The 20,915-nt window shown below is 61.1% G+C and carries 21 protein-coding genes; 14 read left to right on the top strand and 7 right to left on the bottom strand.

Annotated features, from left to right (window positions below):
* Window positions 1–24 precede the first annotated feature (24 nt).
* From azu to F7P80_RS05145, 4 genes are all read right to left on the bottom strand, one after another.
* Window positions 25–480, bottom strand: coding sequence for an azurin (gene azu / locus F7P80_RS05160; protein ID WP_058879738.1), 456 nt, complete (start codon window positions 478–480; stop codon window positions 25–27).
* A gap of 322 nt (window positions 481–802) precedes the next feature.
* On the bottom strand, window positions 803–1,408 hold the full coding sequence (locus F7P80_RS05155) for a plasmid pRiA4b ORF-3 family protein (protein WP_151043203.1): 606 nt from the start codon (window positions 1,406–1,408) through the stop codon (window positions 803–805).
* 223 nt (window positions 1,409–1,631) lie between these two features.
* A complete protein-coding gene (locus F7P80_RS05150; protein ID WP_054066499.1) occupies window positions 1,632–2,600 on the bottom strand; it encodes a Bug family tripartite tricarboxylate transporter substrate binding protein in 969 nt (322 codons plus the stop codon).
* A 256-nt stretch (window positions 2,601–2,856) separates the two neighbouring features.
* Window positions 2,857–3,894: a CDP-6-deoxy-delta-3,4-glucoseen reductase gene (locus F7P80_RS05145; RefSeq protein ID WP_151043201.1), complete on the bottom strand. Its 1,038-nt coding sequence runs from the start codon at window positions 3,892–3,894 to the stop codon at window positions 2,857–2,859.
* A 124-nt stretch (window positions 3,895–4,018) separates the two neighbouring features.
* On the opposite strand from F7P80_RS05145, the gene F7P80_RS05140 reads away from it, so the two are divergent.
* Window positions 4,019–4,957, top strand: coding sequence for an SDR family oxidoreductase (locus F7P80_RS05140; protein WP_151043199.1), 939 nt, complete (start codon window positions 4,019–4,021; stop codon window positions 4,955–4,957).
* 34 nt (window positions 4,958–4,991) lie between these two features.
* Here the strand turns inward: F7P80_RS05140 and F7P80_RS05135 are convergent, their stop codons facing one another.
* Window positions 4,992–5,504: a DUF4124 domain-containing protein gene (locus F7P80_RS05135; RefSeq protein ID WP_058879741.1), complete on the bottom strand. Its 513-nt coding sequence runs from the start codon at window positions 5,502–5,504 to the stop codon at window positions 4,992–4,994.
* A gap of 181 nt (window positions 5,505–5,685) precedes the next feature.
* Here F7P80_RS05135 and ppk2 point away from each other — a divergent pair, with 181 nt between their 5' ends.
* Window positions 5,686–6,837 carry a polyphosphate kinase 2 gene (gene ppk2, locus F7P80_RS05130; RefSeq protein WP_077344790.1) on the top strand — a complete coding sequence of 384 codons (1,152 nt, stop codon included), beginning with the start codon at window positions 5,686–5,688 and terminating at the stop codon, window positions 6,835–6,837.
* 116 nt (window positions 6,838–6,953) lie between these two features.
* Here the strand turns inward: ppk2 and F7P80_RS05125 are convergent, their stop codons facing one another.
* A complete protein-coding gene (locus F7P80_RS05125; protein WP_151043195.1) occupies window positions 6,954–7,859 on the bottom strand; it encodes a LysR family transcriptional regulator in 906 nt (301 codons plus the stop codon).
* Window positions 7,860–7,963: 104 nt separating this feature from the next.
* On the opposite strand from F7P80_RS05125, the gene F7P80_RS05120 reads away from it, so the two are divergent.
* The 10 genes from F7P80_RS05120 (at window position 7,964) to F7P80_RS05085 (ending at window position 17,022) form a co-directional block, all read left to right on the top strand.
* Complete coding sequence (locus F7P80_RS05120) at window positions 7,964–8,626, top strand: NAD(P)-dependent oxidoreductase (protein ID WP_151043193.1); 663 nt, start codon at window positions 7,964–7,966, stop codon at window positions 8,624–8,626.
* Between the two features lie 37 nt (window positions 8,627–8,663).
* Entirely contained in the window at window positions 8,664–8,846 is a 183-nt protein-coding gene (locus tag F7P80_RS17355; RefSeq protein WP_346265183.1) for a twin-arginine translocation signal domain-containing protein, read from the top strand.
* Window positions 8,839–9,159 (top strand): MBL fold metallo-hydrolase, encoded by a 321-nt coding sequence (locus F7P80_RS17350; protein ID WP_346265182.1) that lies wholly within the window; start codon window positions 8,839–8,841, stop codon window positions 9,157–9,159. The genes F7P80_RS17355 and F7P80_RS17350 overlap by 8 nt, the downstream gene beginning before the upstream one ends.
* The gene (locus F7P80_RS17345; protein ID WP_346265181.1) at window positions 9,137–9,439 is read left to right on the top strand and encodes an MBL fold metallo-hydrolase; all 303 of its coding nucleotides are present in this window, start codon (window positions 9,137–9,139) and stop codon (window positions 9,437–9,439) included. Before F7P80_RS17350 ends, F7P80_RS17345 begins: the two co-directional genes overlap by 23 nt.
* A 220-nt stretch (window positions 9,440–9,659) precedes the next feature.
* The gene (locus tag F7P80_RS05110) at window positions 9,660–10,838 is read left to right on the top strand and encodes a sugar transporter (RefSeq protein ID WP_151043191.1); all 1,179 of its coding nucleotides are present in this window, start codon (window positions 9,660–9,662) and stop codon (window positions 10,836–10,838) included.
* A 141-nt stretch (window positions 10,839–10,979) separates the two neighbouring features.
* Entirely contained in the window at window positions 10,980–13,160 is a 2,181-nt protein-coding gene (locus tag F7P80_RS05105; RefSeq protein ID WP_151043189.1) for a TonB-dependent hemoglobin/transferrin/lactoferrin family receptor, read from the top strand.
* Between the two features lie 29 nt (window positions 13,161–13,189).
* Complete coding sequence (locus tag F7P80_RS05100) at window positions 13,190–14,269, top strand: hemin-degrading factor (protein ID WP_151043187.1); 1,080 nt, start codon at window positions 13,190–13,192, stop codon at window positions 14,267–14,269.
* A 22-nt stretch (window positions 14,270–14,291) separates the two neighbouring features.
* Window positions 14,292–15,158 carry a heme/hemin ABC transporter substrate-binding protein gene (locus tag F7P80_RS05095; protein WP_151043265.1) on the top strand — a complete coding sequence of 289 codons (867 nt, stop codon included), beginning with the start codon at window positions 14,292–14,294 and terminating at the stop codon, window positions 15,156–15,158.
* A complete protein-coding gene (locus tag F7P80_RS05090) occupies window positions 15,155–16,216 on the top strand; it encodes a FecCD family ABC transporter permease (RefSeq protein WP_151043185.1) in 1,062 nt (353 codons plus the stop codon). The genes F7P80_RS05095 and F7P80_RS05090 overlap by 4 nt, the downstream gene beginning before the upstream one ends.
* Before the next feature lie 2 nt (window positions 16,217–16,218).
* Window positions 16,219–17,022: a heme ABC transporter ATP-binding protein gene (locus F7P80_RS05085; RefSeq protein ID WP_054066461.1), complete on the top strand. Its 804-nt coding sequence runs from the start codon at window positions 16,219–16,221 to the stop codon at window positions 17,020–17,022.
* A 108-nt stretch (window positions 17,023–17,130) separates the two neighbouring features.
* Here the strand turns inward: F7P80_RS05085 and ppsR are convergent, their stop codons facing one another.
* Window positions 17,131–17,964, bottom strand: coding sequence for a posphoenolpyruvate synthetase regulatory kinase/phosphorylase PpsR (gene ppsR / locus F7P80_RS05080; RefSeq protein WP_054066460.1), 834 nt, complete (start codon window positions 17,962–17,964; stop codon window positions 17,131–17,133).
* A 221-nt stretch (window positions 17,965–18,185) separates the two neighbouring features.
* Here ppsR and ppsA point away from each other — a divergent pair, with 221 nt between their 5' ends.
* Together ppsA and F7P80_RS05070 are read left to right on the top strand one after the other, a co-directional pair.
* The gene (gene ppsA / locus F7P80_RS05075; protein ID WP_151043183.1) at window positions 18,186–20,576 is read left to right on the top strand and encodes a phosphoenolpyruvate synthase; all 2,391 of its coding nucleotides are present in this window, start codon (window positions 18,186–18,188) and stop codon (window positions 20,574–20,576) included.
* 39 nt (window positions 20,577–20,615) lie between these two features.
* A complete protein-coding gene (locus tag F7P80_RS05070) occupies window positions 20,616–20,876 on the top strand; it encodes a DUF4212 domain-containing protein (protein WP_151043181.1) in 261 nt (86 codons plus the stop codon).
* The last annotated feature ends 39 nt before the right edge of the window (window positions 20,877–20,915 follow it).

The raw sequence follows: 20,915 nt of genomic DNA, 5'->3' as shown, positions 1-20,915 counted from the left end.
TGCAGCGGCATTTCAGGGGAGGATTTAAGCGCCCAGCTTCAGGCTGCCCTTCATGATGAAGGAGTGGCCGGGGAAGGAGCAGAAGTAGGTGTAGTCAGTGCCAGCCTTGAGTTTGGACACGTCAAAGGTCACGGAAGTGCTTTCACCGCCACCGATCACCTTGGTGTGAGCCAGCACGCGGGTGTCGCCTGCCTTCACATAGTCAGCAGCAGCGCCAGCCTTCATGCCGTCAGCAGCAACAGCAGTAGCGTCGGCGGTAGCGGTCAGCACAATGTTGTGGCCCATGGAGGACTTGGGCATCTTGCCGACGTGGTTCAGCGTGATGGTGTAGGTCTTGCAGGACTTGGGCACTTCAATGTTCTTCACATTGAATTGCATCTGGTCGTTGCCTTCAACGGTGATAGCGCAGTCAGCAGCCATTGCAGGAGCAGCAATGCCACCGGCAGCCAACAGAGCGAGAGTCGTCAGAGTTTTTTTCATAGCGCAATCCTTCCGAATGAATCTTTGCGAAGTAAGAAATGCCGGGCAGCTTCAAGCTTGGAATAGGTCTAACTGTCCAGTCGACGATATTGTGAGCTTGAAACTTCAGACTTTTGTGAAATTTGGAAATTGCATACAGCTATCAAGGTGATTTTGCGTTGACACCTGATAACGATCAAAACCAGCAGCACATGGCTGCGGAGGCGTGGTTTGAATACTCTCAATAAATGAGCATCTTGCGCTTGATTCTCAAGAAAATCGCTATGTTTTAAAAGCAAAAATCTTGCAAATCAAGCGCTGAGTGCTCATTTATTTGAAGTTTTCAGGCTGCCAGCAATACGGGGCGGGGCTTGGCAGATGATCGCCGTGGCTGCTCTGGCTGCAAGGCCTTGACGCGCTGCTGCGCGGCATGCAGGTCAAAGTGTCTGGGGGTGAAAGTGCTGGCGTGAGGGGGGGGATCGTCGTCTGCTGGGGCTTGAATCAGTTCAGTAAAACCGATGGGGCCGCCGCAGTCTTCGGGGGGGCAGGCATTGCGCCCGGCCAGGCATTGGGGGAGGGGGTGTTCATGTGCCTGTGTGCTGTCACCCAGAGGTACACAGGCTTCCATCTTGATGCGGTGCAGCCATTCGTCACCAAAGTCGTAGAGGTAGCGAATGCTCAGTGCCTGGTGCCTCAGCAGCTGGCCGATGGTGTAGCGGTGCGCATCCATGGTCGGGTCATCGGGCCAGTCTGCATCGGGGATGCCGTAGCGCTGTCCCGCAATTTCAAACATGTACAGATGCCGGTTTTCCCAGCCCATGGCGGCCTGGATGATCTGGTGCAGCTGTGCCAGAGTGGTGGTTTCGGCGACGAGTAAGCGTCGCCACACGGCAGGTTTGGTGGCACACAGCTGGATGTGCAGCTGATAGCCATAACGGATTTTTCGCATGGGCGTCTCCTCCCTAACGTCGTTAAAAACTGCATCGCAGGCAGTTGCTTTTGTCGTGGCACTTTGTAACGCAGACTGCAAAAGTGTGTCTGGCCTCAGGTTATTACTGGGCTGTTCGCGTAATGGCTTTCAGGTGCTGGGGTGTATTGCTGTGATATTTGCGCAGCAGGGGCGCAAAAAAGGCACCCGAAGGTGCCTGAATGTGCATGCGTGTGGGCGAGGATTAATCCACGCTGGCGCCAGAGGCCTTGACGATGGGCTCGTACTTGGTGCGCTCTGCGGCCATGAAGTCGTTGAACTGCTGGACCGAGCTGGGCGCAGGTTCTGCCATCAGCGAGGCAAAACGCTTCTGGGTTTCTGGGTCCTTGAGGGCTTCGGTGAAAGCCTTGTTCAGGGTTTCAATCACCTCGGCAGGCGTGCCAGCAGGTGCAATCAGACCCCACCAGGTGTCGATGGCAAAACCCTTGAGGGTGTTGGACAGCGGAGGGATGCCGGGCAGCAGCTTGCTTTCATTGGCGGTGGTCACAGCCAGCGCCTTGAGCTTGCCGGACTGAATGTTGGCAGAGGCAGCGGCCAGGTTGTCGATGTTGAAGTCTACCTCACCAGCGAGCAGGGCCAGCTGTGCAGGGCTTGCACCGCGGTAGGGGATGTGCACGACGTCAATGTCCAGACCCTGCTTGAGCATCTCGCCCGCCAGATGGCCCGCACTGCCGTTGCCGCCGCTGCCGTAGCTGAGCTTGCCTGGGTTGGCTTTGGCGTAGGCCACCAGATCATCGACGGAGTTGATGCCAAGCTTTTGTGCCTTGGCTGCATTGACAACCAGCACGTTAGGCACGGTCACCATCTGTGTGATGCCGACGAAGTCCTTGGCAGGGTCAAAAGGCAGTTTCTTGTACAGCCAGGGGTTGATGGCATTGGTGGCGACAGCAGCCAGACCAATGGTTTTGCCATCAGGCTTGGACTTGGCAATGGCGTCCACACCAATATTGCCGCCCGCGCCGGGCTTGTTTTCCACAATCACGGTGCCCAGCGTAGGGCGCACGCGTTCAGCCAGCATGCGTGCAGTGACATCCAGAGGACCACCGGGCGCATAAGGCACGATCAGATGAATAGGCTGTTCAGCCAGTGCCATTGGAGAAACCATGGCAGCGGCAAGCGCCACGGAGGACAGCAGGATGTTTCGACGATTCATGTAGGACATTGTGCAGGATTCTTGCGCACAGGCGTTTAGTCCTTCCTTGTTTTGAATTTTTATTGATGTATTTTTGCTTTCTATGCTGGTCTCATTCGATGATTGGTGTATTTACACAATTTTTGTGCGATCTAGCGCAAAGCAATACTGCAGTGGTGCGTGCGGGAATGAAAGCAAATGTTTCCTGGCTGCTTTACATGGGCACATGAAAAAGGCCACTACTGTGGCCTTGTTGATTTCTGGTGGGTGTGAGTTCTTACTTATCAGCTTCGCTGGTGAAGGCATCGGCAAAGAAGCATTCCTCAGGCAGGCCGCGCTGGCTGGTGTAGCTGCTGCGTGCGGCGTCCACCACGACAGGGGCGCCGCAGGCATAGACCTCGTGGCCGGAAAGATCAGCAAAGTCGTCGAGCACGGCCTGGTGCACATAGCCGGTGCGACCGCTCCAATGGTCTTCGGGCAGGGCGTCAGAGATCACGGGCACATAGCTCAGGTTGGGCATGGAAGTGCTCAGCTCCTTGAGCCAGGCATCCATGTACAGGTCTTCAGGGCGGCGGCCACCCCAGTACAGGCTGACGGGGCGGGTCATGACCTTGTGCTGCATGTGCTCCAGCAGTGCCTTGATGGGGGCAAAGCCTGTGCCTGAGGCCAGGAAGACCATGGGCTTGTCCGAGTCTTCGCGCAGGAAGAAGCTGCCAAACGGGCCTTCGGCACGCAGGATTTCCTTTTCCTTCATGGCACCGAACACATGGTCGGTGAACTTGCCGCCGGGCATGTGGCGAATGTGCAGCTCAATGGCGGGGGTGTTCGCCGCCACATGGGGGGGCGTCGCCATGGAGTAGGCGCGGCGTGAACCATCGCGCAGGATGAACTCCAGATACTGGCCAGCGTGGAACTGGAAAGCCGTATGGGCAGGCAGCTGCAGCTGCACGCGCATGACGTCGTGCGAGAGTTTTTCCAGCGCATTCACGCGCACAGGCATTTTCTTGATGGGGAAGGCGTTGGCGCCAGTCACCTGGCGCGACTCCAGCACCACGTCGCTGGTGGCGGTGGCGCGGCAGGTCAGGATCAGGCCAGCGGCCAGTTCCGCCTCGCTGAGTGCGTTCTCGGAGTAAGCCTCATGCGTCACTTCGCCGCTGAGCTTTTTGCATTTGCAGGAACCGCAGGCACCGTCTTTGCAGCCATAGGGCAGGCCTACACCGGCGTGAATGGCAGCCGCCAGAATGGTTTCTTGGCCGGAGGCAGAAAACTGGCGGCCACTGGGCTCAACGGTGATCTGAAAGGTGGAGGCGTTCATATTCTGGCTATCCTTGGCAGTTTCTTGGTCTGCACTTGCCGCAGGGGGAGCGTGAAATGCTTGGCCCCCAAATGGCAATGGGCCGCTGCGGCGGCCCGGTGCATGAAATTGGGATTCCTGAATTTTGCCTGCAAACCAATTCCCTCGGCGCGCTTTGCCTGCGCGTTTTCGCCGTCCTCGCGTACTCATTGTGGGTTGCGGGGATGTGGGCCAGCGTCTGGCGCGTGATCTGCAGGCCCAGTCTGGCCGCAGCCAAAGCCATGGCCCACGGGTGCTGGCGCTGACGTCATCGGCGGACAAACTGCCGCAGCTGCGCGCGCTGGGCATTACGCCCTTGCTGGGCAATCTGGACGATGTGCGCAGCCTGCGCCGCCTGTGTGGCGTGGCGCAGCATGTGGTGCATCTGGCACCGCCCCCGGGGGCGGGAGTGCAGGACAGCCGCACGCGCAACCTGGTGCGTGCGCTCGGGCGCGGGCGAGCGCCTCGGACGCTGGTCTATGGCTCCACCACCGGTGTGTATGGCAACTGCCACGGTGCATGGGTAGAGGAAGGCCGCCCGGTACAGCCTGCCACAGACCGCGCCCGCCGCCGCGTAGATGCCGAGCAGCAGCTGCGTGCCTGGGGGCAGCGCAGCGGTGCGCGGGTGAGCGTGCTGCGCATTCCGGGCATTTATGCACCCGACCGCGAAGGCGGCACACCGCGCACGCGGCTGCTCAAAGGCTTGCCTGTGCTGCAGCATGAAGACGATGTGTTCACCAACCACATCCATGCCGACGACCTGGCGCGCATCTGCTGCGCTGCACTGTGGCGCGGCAAGCCGCAGCGCACCTACCACGCCAGTGATGACACCGAGCTGCGCATGGGGGACTACTTTGATCTGGCTGCTGACCTGTACGGGCTGCCGCGGCCGCCGCGTGTGTCGCGTGCGCAGGCACAGCACAGCCTGCCGCCGGTGATGCTGAGCTTTATGAGCGAATCACGCCGCCTGCGCAATGCACGCATGAAGCAGGAGCTGCGGGTGCGGCTGCGCTATCCCACGGTCAGTCAGGGGCTGAGGTCGTAGCCGCCATGTATTCAGCCGCTCAGTATTCAGCAACTCAGGGGCGGGTCCAGACATTGCCTTTGCCATCCCAGCAGCGAAATACATTGCAGTGGTAGCCTGCACCATCGGGATGGGGTTTGTGTGCGGGGGGTGGCGGTGGAACCGGGCGATGCATGGGTGGGCGCTGAGGCACGGGGACCGGCACATACACGGGGCTGGCAGGTGGCGCTTGTGGTTCCTGCACGATGATAGGCTGTGGTGGCCGCTTCGCGGCCGCAGCTGCGGCACGCTCGGCCTCTGCTTTGCGCTGGGCAGCCTCCTGCTCGGCGCGTAGCAGTTGCTGCTCACGCTTTCGTTCGAGGGCTTGCTGGTACTGGGCGTCCTGCCGGGCCTGTTCCTCGGCACTCAGTGGTGGCGCCACTTCCTGCATGCGCTGGTCGTGCGGGCAGGTGGTGTTGGTGTAGGTCACGCGGCCCTGGGCATCTTCGCAGCGCAGCACCTGGGCACCGGCTGTGCTGCAGACACTGAGCAGGGCAAGCAAGGTGGCGTAGAGCGGATGCGCAGTCATGACAGTACGAAGTAGTAGCACTGCCCACAGTGTGCCCTGAACAGAGGCGATGAGGAACATCGCACATCAGCCCAAACTGGGGTGGCGCAGGGCCTGGGACGATGGTATCGTCTGAATATTTTCCAGATTTTTTTGACGGCAGGCATGCAAGCAGACTTGCATGCCACAAGGAGTTTTACGCATGGTTGATAAGCCCACCAGCAGCAAATCCCGCAAGCAACGCGCACAGGCCGAACAGGTAGAGCAGACACCGGCACCGCGCCCACAGCCTGCAGAGGCTGCACAGACGGTCGAGCAGTTCGTGACCGAAAAAGCCACGCAGGCTGCGCAAAAGCGCCGCGTGGAGGCTGCGTTGAGCGTGCTCGATGGTGCTGGCGACGACAAGGTCCGTGCCAAGGCCCTGCGTGCGCTGCTCGATGGCTCCGACCCTGAAGACCGCAAAGCCATTCTCAAGGCGCTGAACAAGCTGGGCGGCACGGGGCAGCCTGCTGCCAAGGTCAATCCTGACGATGAACTGAGCAAGGACTGGAAGGATGGCGGCTACCCCTACGCCAATTTGCTGCGCCGCTCGGTCTATGAAAAGGACAAGTTCCAGCTGCAGGTGGAACTGCTCAAGCTGCAGGCCTGGGTCAAGGAAACCGGCCAGCGCGTGGTCATCATCTTTGAAGGGCGCGACGCTGCGGGCAAGGGCGGCACCATCAAGCGCTTCATGGAGCATCTGAACCCCCGTGGTGCACGCGTGGTGGCGCTGGAAAAGCCTTCGGACATCGAGCGCGGTCAGTGGTACTTCCAGCGCTATGTGCAGCACCTGCCCACGGCGGGTGAGATCGTGCTGTTTGACCGCAGCTGGTACAACCGTGCGGGCGTCGAGCGGGTGATGGGCTTTTGCTCGGATGAGGAATACCGGCAGTTCATGCAGCAGGTGCCGCAGTTCGAGCGCATGCTGGTGCAAAGCGGCGTTCACTTGATCAAGTTTTGGTTCAGCGTCAGCCGCAAGGAGCAGCGCCGCCGCTTCAAGGAGCGTGAAAGCCATCCGCTCAAGCAGTGGAAGCTCTCGCCCATCGACCAAGCATCGCTGGACAAGTGGGACGACTACACCCGTGCCAAGGAAGCCATGTTCTTTGAAACCGACACGGCCGATGCACCCTGGACGGTGGTCAAGAGTGACTGCAAGAAGCGCGCGCGCCTGAACGCCATGCGCTATGTGCTGCACAAGCTGCCCTACAAGAACCGTGATATGAACAAGGTGGGCAAGCTCGATGCGCTGATTGTGGGCCGCGCTACCGCTGTCTATGAACGCGGTGAAAAGCCTGAGCTAAAGACTGAAAAATAGGAGCGTCTTGCGCTTGAAAAATAAGGGTTTCAGATAGAAAAGTATCTGAAATCTATGAATATCAAGCGCTGGCAGCTACATCAATTGAAAAGCAGATGCCTGTGCATCTGCTTTTTTTACGCCTGCAGACTGTCCAGATAGGCCTGTAGTTCTTCGATGGCCTGGCGCACCTTGGCCGGCTGCGCATCGCGCTGTGGCGTGACCGCCCAGAGGTCCAGGTGGCCCATGTCCCAGTCCGGCAGCAGGCGCACGAGGCGGCCAGCCTCTACCGCCGGGCGTACATCCACGGCTGCCAGCAAGGCGATGCCCAGCCCCGCCTCGCACAACGCGAGCACGGCGGCCTGGTGGTTGCTGGTGCTCTGCGGTTGCACCTGCAGGTCGTGCGTCAGGCCAGTGCTGTTCTGTGTCCAGTGCAAGGGCGCGGCATGCGCATCGTCGTGTGCCAGTGCCAGCCAGTAGGCGTGGGCCAGCTGCTGCGGGTGCTCAGGCAGGTGGCCACCATGTGCAGCCACCCATTGCGGTGCCGCACACAGCCAGAACGGGGTGCTGCCCAGTTTGCGTGCCACCCAGCTGGAATCGGTCAGCGGGCCATAGCGCAGGGCCAGATCAACACGAGCCTGAATCAGGTCAATTGGCGCATCGTCCAGCAGCAGGCGCAGCCGTAAATCCGGAAAGCGTGCCAGCCAGGCGCCGAGTGCCGGAGCTGCATGCTGGGCAAAGCCTACAGGGGCAGACAGGCGTAGCTCGCCTGTGGGTGTGTCGTGCTGTGCAGCCAGCTCGGCCCGGGCGCGGGTAGCCGCAGCCGTGAGTACGGCGCACTGCGTGTAAAAGCGCTGGCCTGCATCGGTCAGCGCAATCTGCCGGGTGGAGCGGTGCAGCAGGGTGACGCCGCTGTCACGCTCGAGCTGGCGGATGTGCTGGCTCACGGCAGATGCACTCATGCCCAGTACTTTGGCCGCAGCTGTCATGGAACCGCGCTGCACCACGGTGGCAAAAATAGCCATGCGTTTGAGGTCGTCCATGCTGCAATTATGAAGCTGTGCTTCAAAGTAATGTCAATTTCTGCGTGAAACAGCCTGGCATCTGCAACTTAAGCTTCATCCATCAAGATTGAAGGAGAAAAGTGATGCAAGTTGCCCTGATTGGTGCCACAGGTTTTGTTGGTGCAGCCCTGCTGCAGGAGTTGCTGCATCGAGGCCATGAAGTGGTGGCCCTGGTGCGCGAGCCTGCCAGGCTGGCTGCACGCCCCGGTCTGCGTGTAGTGCAGGCAGATGTGATGGATGTCAAGGCTGTAGCAGCGGCTGTGCACGATAGGGATGCAGTGCTCAGTGCCTACAACGCAGGTTGGGCCAACCCGAATATCTATGAAGACTTCATGCGCGGCTCCCGCGCCATCGTGCAGGGTGTGAAAGCGGCTGGCGTCAAGCGCTATCTGGTGGTGGGCGGGGCAGGCAGCCTGTATGCCGCACCAGGCGTGCAGATCGTGGATACGCCGCAGTTCCCTGCCGCTATCAAGCCCGGTGCCAGCGCGGCACGCGATATGTACACCGAGCTGCAGCAGGAAAGTGCGCTGGACTGGACGCTGCTCAGCCCTGCCGTGGGTTTTCATGCAGGCTCAGCTGCGCAGGCGCGTGGCCGTACAGGCCAGTACCGTACAGGGCAGGACATGCCGCTGATGCAGGCCGATGGCCAGCCCGGAGATATTTCAGCCGCAGATCTTGCCGTGGCGCTGGTGGACAGCATGGAGCAGGGCACACATCTGAAAGCCCGCTTCACCGTGGCCTATTGAGCAGGCGCTACGTAACTTTCATGACCAAGGTGCAGCCATGTTGACTCGCAGAAACTTTTTACAGACCACCGCTGCGGCGGCAGTGCTGCCGCACTGGCTGGCCCAGGCCCATGGAGCAGATGCCGCTGCCTTGCAGCTGACGCACTTTCCTGCGGATGAAAGCGGTTTTTCACGCGCGCCGGTGCTGCTCAGCGGTGCCAGCGAGGCCATCTATGATTGATGGCGGCTTCAGGCTCTCGGACGGACATGCACTGGCCAAGGCCATTGTGGCTACGGGCAAGCGGCTGACGACGATTTACATCTCCCAAAGCGACCCGGACTATTACTTCGGACTGGCACCGGTGCTTGAAGCCTTTCCCGATGCCGTGGTGGTTGCTGCGCCCGAGACGGTGATGGCCATTGCTGCCAATGTGGACAAAAAGCTGGCCGTCTGGGGGCCGCAGCTCAAGGACAATGGCCCGCAGCAGCGTGAAGATCTGGTGTTTGCCCAGCCCTGGGGCGCCTGCACTCATGCACGATGGCCATCGCATTGACATCGTGCCAGCGCATGGCATGGACAACCGCCGCTATCTGTGGGTGCCATCGCTGCAAGCCATTGTGGGCGGTGTGCTGGTGTTCGATGGTCTGCATGTATGGATGGCTGACACCCTCACGGCCAAGGAGCACCATGCCTGGCGCGAGAACCTGCAGGCCATGCTGCGCGTGAGCCTAAGGTGGTCGTGCCCGGGCGCATGGCGGCGGGCAGCAGGCTGGATGCTTCAGTCCTGCGCTTTACGCTGGAGTATCTGCAGACCTATGAGCAGGCACTGCTGATGGCGCGAAGCAGTGAGGCGCTGATTCAGGCCATGCTGCAGCGCTACCCTGAACTGCCTGGTGTGAGCTCGCTGCAGCTGGGTGCCAAGGTGGTCATGGGGGAGATGCAGTGAGGCTGAGTCACGGGGCTGGGGCATCTCCCTTGCCATGCAGTCCGGCGCTGGCACAGCCACAATAGCAGTCCTGCAGCGCCGCACATGGCGTGTTTTAACTTCCCTATCTGTCTGTGACTCATTCCTCTTCTGATCTGCGCGCCTGGCTGAGCGTGTGTGCCCTGGCGCTGGGCGCTTTTGTTTTCAACACCAGTGAATTCGTACCCGTCGGCCTGCTGAGTGACATCGGCGCCAGCTTTGCCATGCCTGCCGAGCATGTGGGCCTGATGCTGACCATCTACGCCTGGATTGTGGCGCTGGCCTCGCTGCCGCTGATGCTGCTCACCCGAAAAATGGAGCGTCGCAAGCTGCTCATGGGCGTGTTCGGGCTGTTTATCGTCAGCCATGCGCTCTCGGGGCTGGCCAATAGCTTTGCCATGCTGGTGCTCAGCCGTGCGGGCGTGGCGTTTTCGCATGCCGTGTTCTGGTCCATCACGGCGGCCCTGGCCGTGCGCGTGGCCCCGCATGGCAAAAAAGCGCAGGCGCTGAGCCTGCTGGCCACGGGCACTACGCTGGCCATGGTGATGGGTATTCCGCTGGGTCGGGTCGTGGGCGACTGGCTGGGCTGGCGCATCACCTTCTGGTCGATTGGTGTGATTGCCGCCATCGTCATGCTGGCGCTGGCACGTTTGCTGCCACTGCTGCCCAGCGAGAACTCAGGTTCGGCCTCCAGCATTCCGGTGCTGATGCGCCGCCCTGCGCTGATGGCGATTTATCTGCTTTTGATTCTGGTGGTGACCGCGCAGTTCACCGTCTACAGCTATATCGAACCCTTTGTGCAGGCAGTGGGTGGGCAGGACGCCCATGTCACCACCCTGGTGCTGCTGCTGTTTGGCGGCATGGGCATTGTGGGCAGTGTGCTGTTCAGCGCGTTCAACCAGCGCTTCCCGCAGGGCCTGCTGCGGGTGGCCATTGCAGTCATGGCCATCAGCCTGGGCCTGCTGCTGCCCGTGGTGCATGCAGCCTGGGGGCTGTATGGCGTGAGCGTGGTCTGGGGCGTGGCCATGATGTGCATGGTGCTGTCCATGCAGGCCAAGGTGCTGGCCCTGGCGCATGATGCCACCGATGTCGGCATGTCACTGTTCTCCGGCATTTTCAACATCGGCATTGGTGCGGGGGCCCTGCTGGGCAGCCAGGTCAGCCTGCACATGGGTATGCAGAACATCGGCTGGGTGGGTGCTGCCCTGGCGCTTGCCGGTCTGGTGTGGTGCGTGTTTGCGCAGCAGCGCTGGGCACCCAGACGGTAAAAGTATTTTGCGTCAGATTATTTAAATAAGAATTATTCTCATATAATTCGCCGCATTGCCAGCCCCCCAGGTTGATTCTTCAGCCCAGGTCGCCAGCCCAAAGCCATTGGGAATGGAACAGACAGGAAAGAGAGATCAACCATGCCACATACCTGGGGAGGGCTGCGGCCCATTGCCTGCACCGCTGCATTGCTGGGGCTGGGCAGCACCTATGCCCATGCCGCAGAGCCGGTGCTGCCCGAGCAGACGGTGCAGGAGCGTGCCGAAGCGCTGGACCCTGCAGCGACGCCTTATGCGACCGAAGTGGTCGACCGCGCCACCATAGAGCGCAAGCAGATACTCGATATTCGCGATGCCACCAGCGACATGGTGAACGTGGAAGTGCCACGTGCACCGCGCCGGGGTGCAGGTATTTCCGGTACCACGGGGCGCGAGGGCAACACAGGCTTTGAAATTCGCGGTCTGGGCGGCAATCGCGTGCAGATGCTGGTCGATGGCATTCCGCAGCCAGAGGCTGATAGTTTCATGAACAGCCACAGCTTTGGCCGTGACTATGTGGACCCGCTGATGCTCTCTGGCATCGAAGTGCACAAAGGTGCCAGCACGGTCGGTGTGCCATCAGGTGGCGTAGCGGGCATGGTGCAGATGCGCACCCTCTCGCCCGGTGACCTGCTGGGCGCTGACAAGCTGTTTGCAGGCCGCGCCCTGCTGGGCTGGCGCAGTGAAAACCGGGGCTGGAATACGGGTGCAGCAGTGGCGGGTAAAGCCTCGGAGCAGGTGCAGTGGCTGCTCGCAGCTCATGGGGAGCGCAGCCATGCCACGGAAACCATGGGGCACATCGGCGGCACAGGCCTGCAGCGCACCAAGGCCAATCCAGAAGATAACCACCGCTATTCCCTGCTGGGCAAGCTGGTGCTGCGCCCGGATGGTCGCCAGCGCCATGTGTTCACGGCGGAACTGCGCGACCAGGACGGCCATGTCACCAATCTGCATGACTTTGACAATGGCACGACGCGCTCTCATGAGGACGATATCGACAGCCAGCGCAAGCGCCTGTCCTGGCAGGGTGAGTGGCAGCTCGATGCACCGGCTGCAGACAAGCTCAAGGCTTACGCTGCCTGGCAGGACAGCAGCTCCAGCCAGCGCCTGAATATTGACACCAGCAACCGTGGCCAGCGTCTGCGTCATCACCGCTATGACGAGCAGCTGCTGCAACTGGGGTTGCAGGCGCACAAACGCATTGGCACGCATGGCCTGCATTACGGTGCAGACGTCTACCGCATGAAAAATGATTCGCAGAGCCTGTCCACCGACAGCGGCGTCACCACGGCTGTGCCCAAGGGGCCGGATACGCGCACCACGCAATGGGGCCTGTTTGTGGAAGACCACTGGGATCTGGGGCCGTGGATGTTCAAGCCCGGGCTGCGTTACACCAGCGTGGATATAGACGCTGATGCCAGCAGCATCGACATGGGACAGTCTGGTGCACAGCCTGTGTCCAAGCGCTTCAGTGCCTGGCTGCCGCAAATGGGCGTGCAGTGGCAGCCGCTGGACGACCTGCAACTGTTTGCCAGCTATGTGCGCGGCTTCCGGGCACCTACGTCTGGAGAGTTGAATAACTTCTTTGGCAATGTCACGCCGTACTACGGTTACTACATCCTGCCCAATCCAGACCTGAAGGCAGAGACCAGCAACAACTTTGAGCTGGGCCTGCGTGATGCGCATGGGCCGCTGCAGTGGGAAGTCACCGGTTTTTATGCGCGCTACCGCAACTTCATCGAGCGCTATGCCGATGCAGGATCGCAAGGCACGTTCCCTGTCATCAGTCTGATGCGCTCACGCAACCAGTCCAAAGCCACGATCAAGGGACTGGAGTTGCGCGGCAGGGCCGAGCTGGGGCACAGCTGGGGTGGTCAATGGGTAGCGCGTGCTGCCTACGGCTATGCCAAGGGTACGGGCGAGAACGGCCAGGGGCTGGAGAGCATTAGCCCGCAGCACCTGAAACTGCACATCGGCCAGCAGGCCGCGCGCTGGCAGTGGGAGCTGGGCATGACCCATACCGCCGCCAAGCAGCGCAAGGACATGCCCTCTGACAGCCGCGTGCTGTTCCTGCCGCCTTCACACACCGTGCTGGATCTGGATGCGCAGTGGCAGCTGCGCAAGCACCTGCGCCTGAATGTGGGCCTGCACAACCTGACCGACCGCAAGTACTGGAAATGGTCGGACGTGCGGGATGTGACAGCAACTGCGGAACACGCCGCCATCGATGCCTACAGCCAGCCGGGGCGCAACCTGCGCATTTCCCTGGTTGCCGAGTTTTAAGACCTGCGTATCAAGCAAGGAGAGCAATCATGAATACCGTAGTGGATACATCACTGTGCGATGCCGCACAGATTCGCGCTGCGTTTGACCAGGCGCGCAAGCAAGGTCTGCGTGCCAAGGATGCGGCGCGGTCGCTGGGCCTGAGTGAGGGTGCTGTGCTGGCTGCTCACTGTGGTGAGCATGCAGGCAGTCTGCAGGTGCAGCCGCTCAAGCCGCAGTGGTTGGAGATCCTGCAGGCATTGCAGCCCTGTGGCCCCTTGATGGCACTGACGCGCAATGAGGCCGTGGTGCATGAGAAGGATGGCATCTACCAGGGGTTTACCAAGGAAGGCCCCATTGGCCTGTGCAACAACGAAGACATAGACCTGCGCCTGTTCTTCTTTGCCTGGCATGCTGGCTTTGCCGTGACGGAGTCAGGCCGCTACGGCCAGCCCATGCATAGCCTGCAGTTCTATGACCAGCATGGCACAGCCGTGCACAAGATCTATGTACGGCCACAGACCGAGATGCAGGCCTGGGAGCAGGTGGTGCAGGCCTTTGCAGACTCTGCGCAGCGCTACAGCTTTGTGGAAAAAGCGGAACGCGCGCCTGTCGCTGACGATGCCAGCATTGACGCCGCTGGCCTGCGCCAGGCCTGGGCGCAGCTCAAGGATACGCATGACTTCTTCGGCATGCTCAAAACCTTTGGCTGTGAGCGTCAGCAAAGCTTTCGGCTCACACGCGGTGCATTCTGTGAGCCGCTGAGCAATACCGCCGTCACGCAGCTGCTGGAGCAGGCCGCCAGCGCGGAACTGCCCATCATGGTGTTTGTGGGCAGCAAAGGTTGTATCCAGATCCATTCCGGCCCCGTACGCCACATCAAGCCTTTGCAGACGCCTGGCTCGGACTGGATCAATGTGCTGGACCCGGGCTTTAACCTGCATCTGCGCCGTGATCTGATTACCAGCACATGGCTGGTGCGCAAGCCCACGACCGATGGTGTGGTGACGTCGGTAGAGCTGTTTGATGCGACAGGTGATGTGGTGGCCATGTTCTTTGGTGTGCGCAAACCTGGTCAGGCTGAATTGCAGGCATGGCGCACGCTGGCGGAAGGGCTGCCCCGTGCATAAGCAACTCCATCAGCCATCACAGATGCTGCCGTACACACGCCGCCAGTGGTGTGCCGCGCTGGGGCTGGGTGCGCTGGGCAGCGTGCTGCCAGCACGTGCAGCAACCACCGCAGTGCAACGCCTGATAGCGCTGGGTGGCGCCATGACGGAAGTGGTGTATGCGCTGGGCGCTGAGGATCTGCTGGTCGCCACCGACACCACCAGCCTCTACCCAGAAGCTGCGATGCGCACGCCCAAGGTGGGCTATCTGCGTCAGCTCTCTGCTGAAGGGCTGCTGTCGCTTCAGCCCGATGCCATTGTGGGCAGCAGCGAAGCTGGGCCGCCCATTGTGATCGAGCAGGTGCGCGCTGCCGGTGTGCGTGTGGAGCTGGTGCCCAGCAGCCATGACTTTGCTGAAGTGCTGCGCAAGATTGACACCGTGGGGCGCGTGACCCAGCGCGAGGCCGCAGCGGCAGCGCTGACTCAGCAGCTGCAGCAGCAATGGCAGCAGGTACAAGGCCTGGTAGCGCAGGCTGAGCGTAAGCCGCGTGCGCTGTTCATCCTGTCGCACAGTGGCTCGCCCATGGTGGCGGGGCGTGGCACGGCAGCACATGCGCTGCTGGAGCTGGCGGGGGCAGTCAATGCCGTCACGCAGTTTCAGGGCTACCGGCCACTGACCGCAGAGGCCATGGCTGCTGTGGCGCCAGAAGTGATTGTCAACAGCACGCAGGGCATTGAAGCACTGGGTGGGGTAGAGGCTTTCTGGCGCAGACCAGAACTGGCCCTGACCCCCGCTTTTGCACGCAAGGCGCTGGTCGGTATGGAAGCCAGCCATTTGCTGGGCTTTGGCCCGCGCCTGCCTTCGGCGGTGCAGGAGCTGCATGCCCAGATGCTGCAGGTCACCGCATGATGCAGGCAGGCCGCTGGAGCCATGCAGGCAGATTGCGTCCGCCTGTTGCCTGCGGGTTGGGATTTGGGCTGGCCGTTGCGGCTTTTGTCTGGGGCAGTGCACATGGCGCCTATGCCATCAGCCCGGCGCAGCTGTGGCAGGTGCTGGTGCAGGCCCTGCAAGGGCAGGGCGCGCAGGGCACGGAGCATCTGGTGTTCATGAACATCCGCCTGCCGCGGCTGCTGCTGGGGGCGGCGGCTGGTGCGGGTCTGGGCATGGCGGGGGCGCTGATGCAGGGGCTGTTTCGCAACCCGCTGGCCGATCCCGGGCTGATTGGTGTGAGCAGTGGCGCCGCGCTGGCAGCAGCCGGAGCCATTGTGCTGGGCCCCATCTGGCTGCCAGTGCTTGGCTTTCAGCTGGGTAGCTGGGCGCTGGCCGTCTGCGCCTTTGCAGGCGGTGTGCTGGTGACCTGGCTGATCTACCTGCTGGCGCAGTCCGGCGCAGGCACGCGGGTGAGCCTCATGCTGCTGGCGGGCATTGCCATCAATGCGCTGGCAGGGGCTGGGCTGGGTTTTCTGAGCTATGTGTCCACGGACGAGCAGCTGCGCAATGTGCAGCTGTGGCTCATGGGCTCACTGGGGCAGGCCCGCTGGGCGGCGGTGTGGATGGTCGGCACGGTGGTGCTGGTGTGCATGGCGCTGGCGCAGCGCCTGGCGCGGCCCTTGAACGCCATGGCGCTGGGTGAAGCGCAGGCGCAGCTGCTGGGCGTGCCGGTGGAGCGTACCAAGCGCCAGGCCGTATGGATAGCGGCCTTGACCGTAGGGGCAGTGACTTCGTCCACGGGCATGATTGGCTTTATCGGGCTGGTGGCTCCGCACTGGGTGCGGCTGGTGGCAGGGCCAGATCACCGCGTGGTGCTGCCATGCTCGGCCCTGCTGGGTGCAGCCCTGGTGCTGGCTGCAGATGTGGTGGCGCGCACCATCGTGCAGCCGGCGGAGATGCCGCTGGGCGTACTCACGGCGCTGATTGGTGTGCCGCTGTTTTTGCTGATGCTGCGGCAGTTCAGGGGCAAGGTATAGGTATGGCTCAGACAGGTTTGCTGCATTGCCACGGCTTGCAGATTCGCCCGCATGCCAGGGCCAGCATCATTGCGCAGGTAGAAGCACTGCTGCAGCCGGGGCGGGTGACGGCCATCGTGGGCCCCAATGGCGCAGGCAAGAGCACGCTGCTGTCCGTCATGCTGGGGCTGCGCGCAGCCGATGCCGGTGTGGTGCTGCTCGATGGCCAGCCGCTGCAGCGCATGCCAGCCTGGCAGCTGGCTGCACGCGTGGCCTATATGGCACAGGACACGCAGGTGGCTTTCAGCTTTCTGGCGCAGGAGGTGGTGCAGATGGGGCGCTATCCGCACCGCCATGCACCCAGCAGGCAGGAAGCACAGATCGTGCAGGCGGCCATGCACAGCACGGGGGTGGTGCATCTGGCGCAGCGGGACATCGCCACGCTCTCCGGCGGTGAGCGCGCACGGGTGCACCTGGCACGTACCCTGGCACAGGTCTGGGAGCCTCAGGCGGCGGGGCCGTGCTGGGCCTTGCTCGATGAGCCCATGGCTGCGCTGGACTTGCAGCACCAGCATGCCTGCATGCAGCTGCTGCGCGGCAGGGCGCAGGAGTGGGGGCTAGGTGTTGTCATCGTGCTGCACGACCTGAATCTGGCGCTGCACTATGCCGATGATGTGCTCTTGCTGCCCGGTCAGGGTGCTGCTGCGGTGTTTGGCCACAGGCAGGTGGTATTGACGCCAGCGCGTATTCAGCAGGTCTGGGGTGTGCAGGCGCAGTGTCTGCATACCGAGCAGGGGCAGTTGCATTACGCATTCAGCCTGCAATGAAAAAAAATAGCTGCCAGCGCTTGTATTTACTGGTTTTCAGGGTGATTTATATCTGAAACCAAGAAAAATCAAGCGCTGGCAGCTACTTATTTAGTAGTTGCTGGCTGATCAGCCGTGTATGCCTACGCCCAGACGGTGCGGCAGCACTTCCTGCAGGATGGTGGTGGAGATTTCCTCGATGGACTTGGTGGTCGTTGACAGCCAGCTCACCCCGGCGCGGCGCATCATGGCTTCGGCCTCATGGACTTCGTAGCGGCAGTTCTGCAGGCTGGCGTACTTGGAGCCGGGGCGGCGTTCGTTGCGGATCTCGGACAGGCGAATGGGGTCAATCGTCAGGCCGAACAGCTTCTTGCGGTGTGGTTCCAGCGCAGGTGGCAGCTTCTTGCGCTCAAAGTCTTCGGGAATCAGCGGGTAGTTCGCGACCTTCAGACCAAACTGCATGGCCAGATACAGGCTGGTCGGGGTCTTGCCCGAGCGGCTCACGCCCAGCAGGATGACTTCTGCGCCCTGCAGGTCATGGTTGGTCTGTCCGTCGTCGTGGGCCAGCGTGTAGTTGATGGCCTCCATGCGGTCCAGATATTCCTTGCTCTGGCTGATGTCCGAGAACCGCCCCACGCGGTGCTGGCTCTTGAGGCCCAGCTCTTCTTCCAGAGGCTTCACAAAGGTGCCGAACATGTCCATCAGCAGGCCCTTGCACTGCTCATTGATCACACCCACCACTTCCTGATTGACCAGGGTGCTGAAGACGATGGGCTTTTTGCCTTCGATGTCAAAAGTGTGGTTAATTTGTCGGACAGCCTGGTGCGCCTTGTCTACGGTGTCGACAAAAGGAATGCGCACAATGCGTGGCTTGATATCAAACTGGGTCATCAAGGCCGTGCCAAAGGTTTCTGCGGTAATGCCGGTGCCGTCCGAGATGACAAATACAGTGCGCGAATGCATGGGGCAATCATTCCCTTCAAATTTAAACACCCGAAGCTGCGGCGAAATTGCCCGGCCGGGACTAGAATGACACCCATTATTCCCAAATTTCACCGGTCTGCTGGTCGATGACCGACAACAAGAACAAGCAAAGTTGTCATGGATAAGCAGGCGGGTTTCCCAGCGGCATGATGGTCAGTGGGTCGCTGGGCTGACAGGTTTTTTAACTTTGGAGCCTTCCCATGTCTAATCGTTTCGAAGAGACGGCACTGGTCGTGCCTTTCGAAAACCTGCGTATGAGCGACGTTGAAGTCGTCGGTGGCAAGAATGCCTCCCTCGGCGAGATGATCTCTCAGCTGCCTCAGGGCGTGCGCGTGCCAACCGGTTTCGCGACGACTGCCCACGCCTTCCGCCAGTTCCTGGCCCATGAAGGTCTGGCCGACAAGATTTCCGCCAAGCTGGCAGCACTGGACGTTGATGACGTGCGTGCCCTGGCTGCAGTGGGTGCTGAAATCCGCGCCATGGTGGAAGCACAGCCTTTCCCTGCAGATCTGGAGGCAGCCATCCGCACGGAATTTGCCCGTCTGCAAGGCGGCAATGCCGAAGCATCCTTTGCCGTGCGTTCTTCCGCTACCGCCGAAGACCTGCCCGACGCATCGTTTGCCGGTCAGCAGGAAACCTTCCTGAACGTGGTGGGCATCGAAGACGTGCTGCACAAGATGAAGGAAGTGTTCGCATCGCTGTACAACGACCGCGCCATCTCCTACCGCGTGCACAAGGGCTTTGCCCACGACGTGGTGGCCCTGTCTGCTGGCGTGCAGCGCATGGTGCGCTCCGACCTGGGCGCAGCGGGCGTGATGTTCACCATCGACACCGAGTCCGGCTTTGAAGAAGTGGTCTTCATCACTTCCAGCTATGGCCTGGGTGAAACCGTGGTGCAGGGCGCTGTGAACCCTGACGAGTTCTACGTGCACAAGCCCATGCTCAAGGCGGGCAAGAGCGCGCTGATCCGCCGTAATCTGGGCTCCAAGCTGATCCAGATGGTGTTCTCCACACCTGAAGAAAAGGCTGCATCGGGCAAGCTGGTCAAGACCACCGACGTGGCTCCCGAGCTGCGCAACCGTTACTCCCTGACCGATGCCGAAGTGCAGGAACTGGCCCAGTACGCACTGGTGATCGAGCAGCACTATGGCCGTCCCATGGACATCGAGTGGGGCAAGGACGGCACCGACGGCAAGCTGTACATCCTGCAGGCGCGTCCTGAAACCGTGAAGAGCCAGTCCAAGGGCCAGGCCGAATTGCGCTACAAGCTCAAGGGCACCGGCAATGTGCTGGCCGAAGGCCGCGCCATTGGCCAGAAGATCGGTACCGGCCCTGTGCGTCTGGTGTCTGACATCTCGCAGATGGACCAGGTGCAGGCTGGCGACGTGCTGGTGACCGACATGACCGACCCCAACTGGGAACCCGTCATGAAGAAGGCCGCTGCCATCGTGACCAACCGTGGTGGCCGTACCTGCCACGCTGCGATCATCGCGCGTGAACTGGGTATTCCTGCTGTGGTGGGCTGTGGTGACGCCACTTCGCGCCTGAAGGACGGCACTCTGGTGACCGTGTCCTGCGCCGAAGGTGATACCGGCAAGATCTATGACGGCCTGATCGAGACCGAAGTGACCGAGGTCAAGCGCGGCGAAATGCCCGAGATCAAGACCAAGATCATGATGAATGTGGGCAACCCCCAGCTGGCCTTTGACTTTGCACAGCTGCCCAATGCTGGCGTGGGTCTGGCGCGTCTGGAGTTCATCATCAACAACAACATCGGCGTGCACCCCAAGGCCATCCTGGACTACCCCGCCGTGGATTCTGACCTGAAGAAGGCCGTGGAATCCGTGGCCCGTGGTCATGCTTCCCCACGTGCTTTCTACGTGGACAAGGTGGCTGAAGGCGTGGCAACCATTGCTGCAGCTTTCTGGCCCAAGCCCGTGATCGTGCGTATGTCGGACTTCAAGTCCAACGAATACCGCAAGCTGATCGGTGGCAGCCGCTACGAGCCCGAGGAAGAAAACCCCATGCTGGGCTTCCGCGGTGCTGCACGTTACATCTCCGAAGACTTCGGCGAAGCCTTCAAGATGGAATGTGAAGCCCTGCGCCGCGTGCGTGAGGACATGGGTCTGACCAATGTGCAGATCATGATCCCCTTCGTGCGTACCCTGAAGCAGGCTGAGCGCGTGACCGAACTGCTGGCTGAAAATGGCCTGAAGCGCGGCGAAAACGAACTCAAGCTGATCATGATGTGCGAAGTGCCTTCCAACGCCATCCTGGCCGACGAGTTCCTCGAGTACTTCGACGGCTTCTCGATTGGCTCCAACGACCTGACACAGCTGACGCTGGGTCTGGACCGTGACTCCGGCCTAGAGCTGCTGGCCGCTGACTTTGACGAGCGCGACCCTGCCGTGAAGAAGATGCTCGAGCGCGCCATCTCCGCCTGTCTGTCCAAGGGCAAGTACGTAGGTATCTGTGGTCAGGGCCCTTCGGACCACCCAGACTTCGCCAAGTGGCTGGCCGATCAAGGCATTGTGTCGATCTCGCTCAATCCTGACACCGTGATCGATACCTGGCAGAACCTGGCTGGCTAAACCAGCGAAAGGCCTGTAGTGCAGTTCTCTCACGACAACATGCATGACGGGTCTGAGACAAGCGGGGGGCAGTTGCCGCCCGACTTGCACGACACACACCATCTGTGGCTCAAGGCAATCTTGCTGGCGGTCTGGGTGGTGTTTTCTTTTGGGGTGTGCTTTTTTGCGCGTGATCTGCAGGCCTGGGTGCAGGGCTGGCAACTGGGCTACTGGATGGCGGCCCAAGGGGCAGTCCTGATGTTCATGCTGATCGCGCTGGTCTATTGTGTGGTGATGGATTACTTTGAGCGCAAGGCTTAGGCCTTTCGCGCTTTTTTCGCCTCTGCACACGCCCTCATG

This window comes from Comamonas kerstersii, assembly GCF_008801935.1.
In the GTDB taxonomy this organism is placed as follows: Bacteria; Pseudomonadota; Gammaproteobacteria; order Burkholderiales; family Burkholderiaceae_C; genus Comamonas; species Comamonas kerstersii.
Note: the sequence above shows the minus strand (reverse complement) of the source record. Positions and strands in the feature narration are given on the sequence as shown.

Coding starts and splice junctions, on each gene's coding strand:
- F7P80_RS05105 (WP_151043189.1), top strand. CDS start 10,980: ATGCCACATACCTGGGGAGGGCTGCGGCCCATTGCCTGCACCGCTGCA.
- F7P80_RS05135 (WP_058879741.1), bottom strand. CDS start 5,504: ATGACTGCGCATCCGCTCTACGCCACCTTGCTTGCCCTGCTCAGTGTC.
- F7P80_RS17355 (WP_346265183.1), top strand. CDS start 8,664: ATGTTGACTCGCAGAAACTTTTTACAGACCACCGCTGCGGCGGCAGTG.
- ppsR (WP_054066460.1), bottom strand. CDS start 17,964: ATGCATTCGCGCACTGTATTTGTCATCTCGGACGGCACCGGCATTACC.
- F7P80_RS05090 (WP_151043185.1), top strand. CDS start 15,155: ATGATGCAGGCAGGCCGCTGGAGCCATGCAGGCAGATTGCGTCCGCCT.
- F7P80_RS05150 (WP_054066499.1), bottom strand. CDS start 2,600: ATGAATCGTCGAAACATCCTGCTGTCCTCCGTGGCGCTTGCCGCTGCC.
- F7P80_RS17345 (WP_346265181.1), top strand. CDS start 9,137: ATGCACGATGGCCATCGCATTGACATCGTGCCAGCGCATGGCATGGAC.
- F7P80_RS05120 (WP_151043193.1), top strand. CDS start 7,964: ATGCAAGTTGCCCTGATTGGTGCCACAGGTTTTGTTGGTGCAGCCCTG.
- F7P80_RS05070 (WP_151043181.1), top strand. CDS start 20,616: ATGCATGACGGGTCTGAGACAAGCGGGGGGCAGTTGCCGCCCGACTTG.
- F7P80_RS05095 (WP_151043265.1), top strand. CDS start 14,292: ATGCTGCCGTACACACGCCGCCAGTGGTGTGCCGCGCTGGGGCTGGGT.
- F7P80_RS05145 (WP_151043201.1), bottom strand. CDS start 3,894: ATGAACGCCTCCACCTTTCAGATCACCGTTGAGCCCAGTGGCCGCCAG.
- F7P80_RS05155 (WP_151043203.1), bottom strand. CDS start 1,408: ATGCGAAAAATCCGTTATGGCTATCAGCTGCACATCCAGCTGTGTGCC.
- ppsA (WP_151043183.1), top strand. CDS start 18,186: ATGTCTAATCGTTTCGAAGAGACGGCACTGGTCGTGCCTTTCGAAAAC.
- F7P80_RS17350 (WP_346265182.1), top strand. CDS start 8,839: ATGATTGATGGCGGCTTCAGGCTCTCGGACGGACATGCACTGGCCAAG.
- ppk2 (WP_077344790.1), top strand. CDS start 5,686: ATGGTTGATAAGCCCACCAGCAGCAAATCCCGCAAGCAACGCGCACAG.
- F7P80_RS05100 (WP_151043187.1), top strand. CDS start 13,190: ATGAATACCGTAGTGGATACATCACTGTGCGATGCCGCACAGATTCGC.
- azu (WP_058879738.1), bottom strand. CDS start 480: ATGAAAAAAACTCTGACGACTCTCGCTCTGTTGGCTGCCGGTGGCATT.
- F7P80_RS05125 (WP_151043195.1), bottom strand. CDS start 7,859: ATGGACGACCTCAAACGCATGGCTATTTTTGCCACCGTGGTGCAGCGC.
- F7P80_RS05085 (WP_054066461.1), top strand. CDS start 16,219: ATGGCTCAGACAGGTTTGCTGCATTGCCACGGCTTGCAGATTCGCCCG.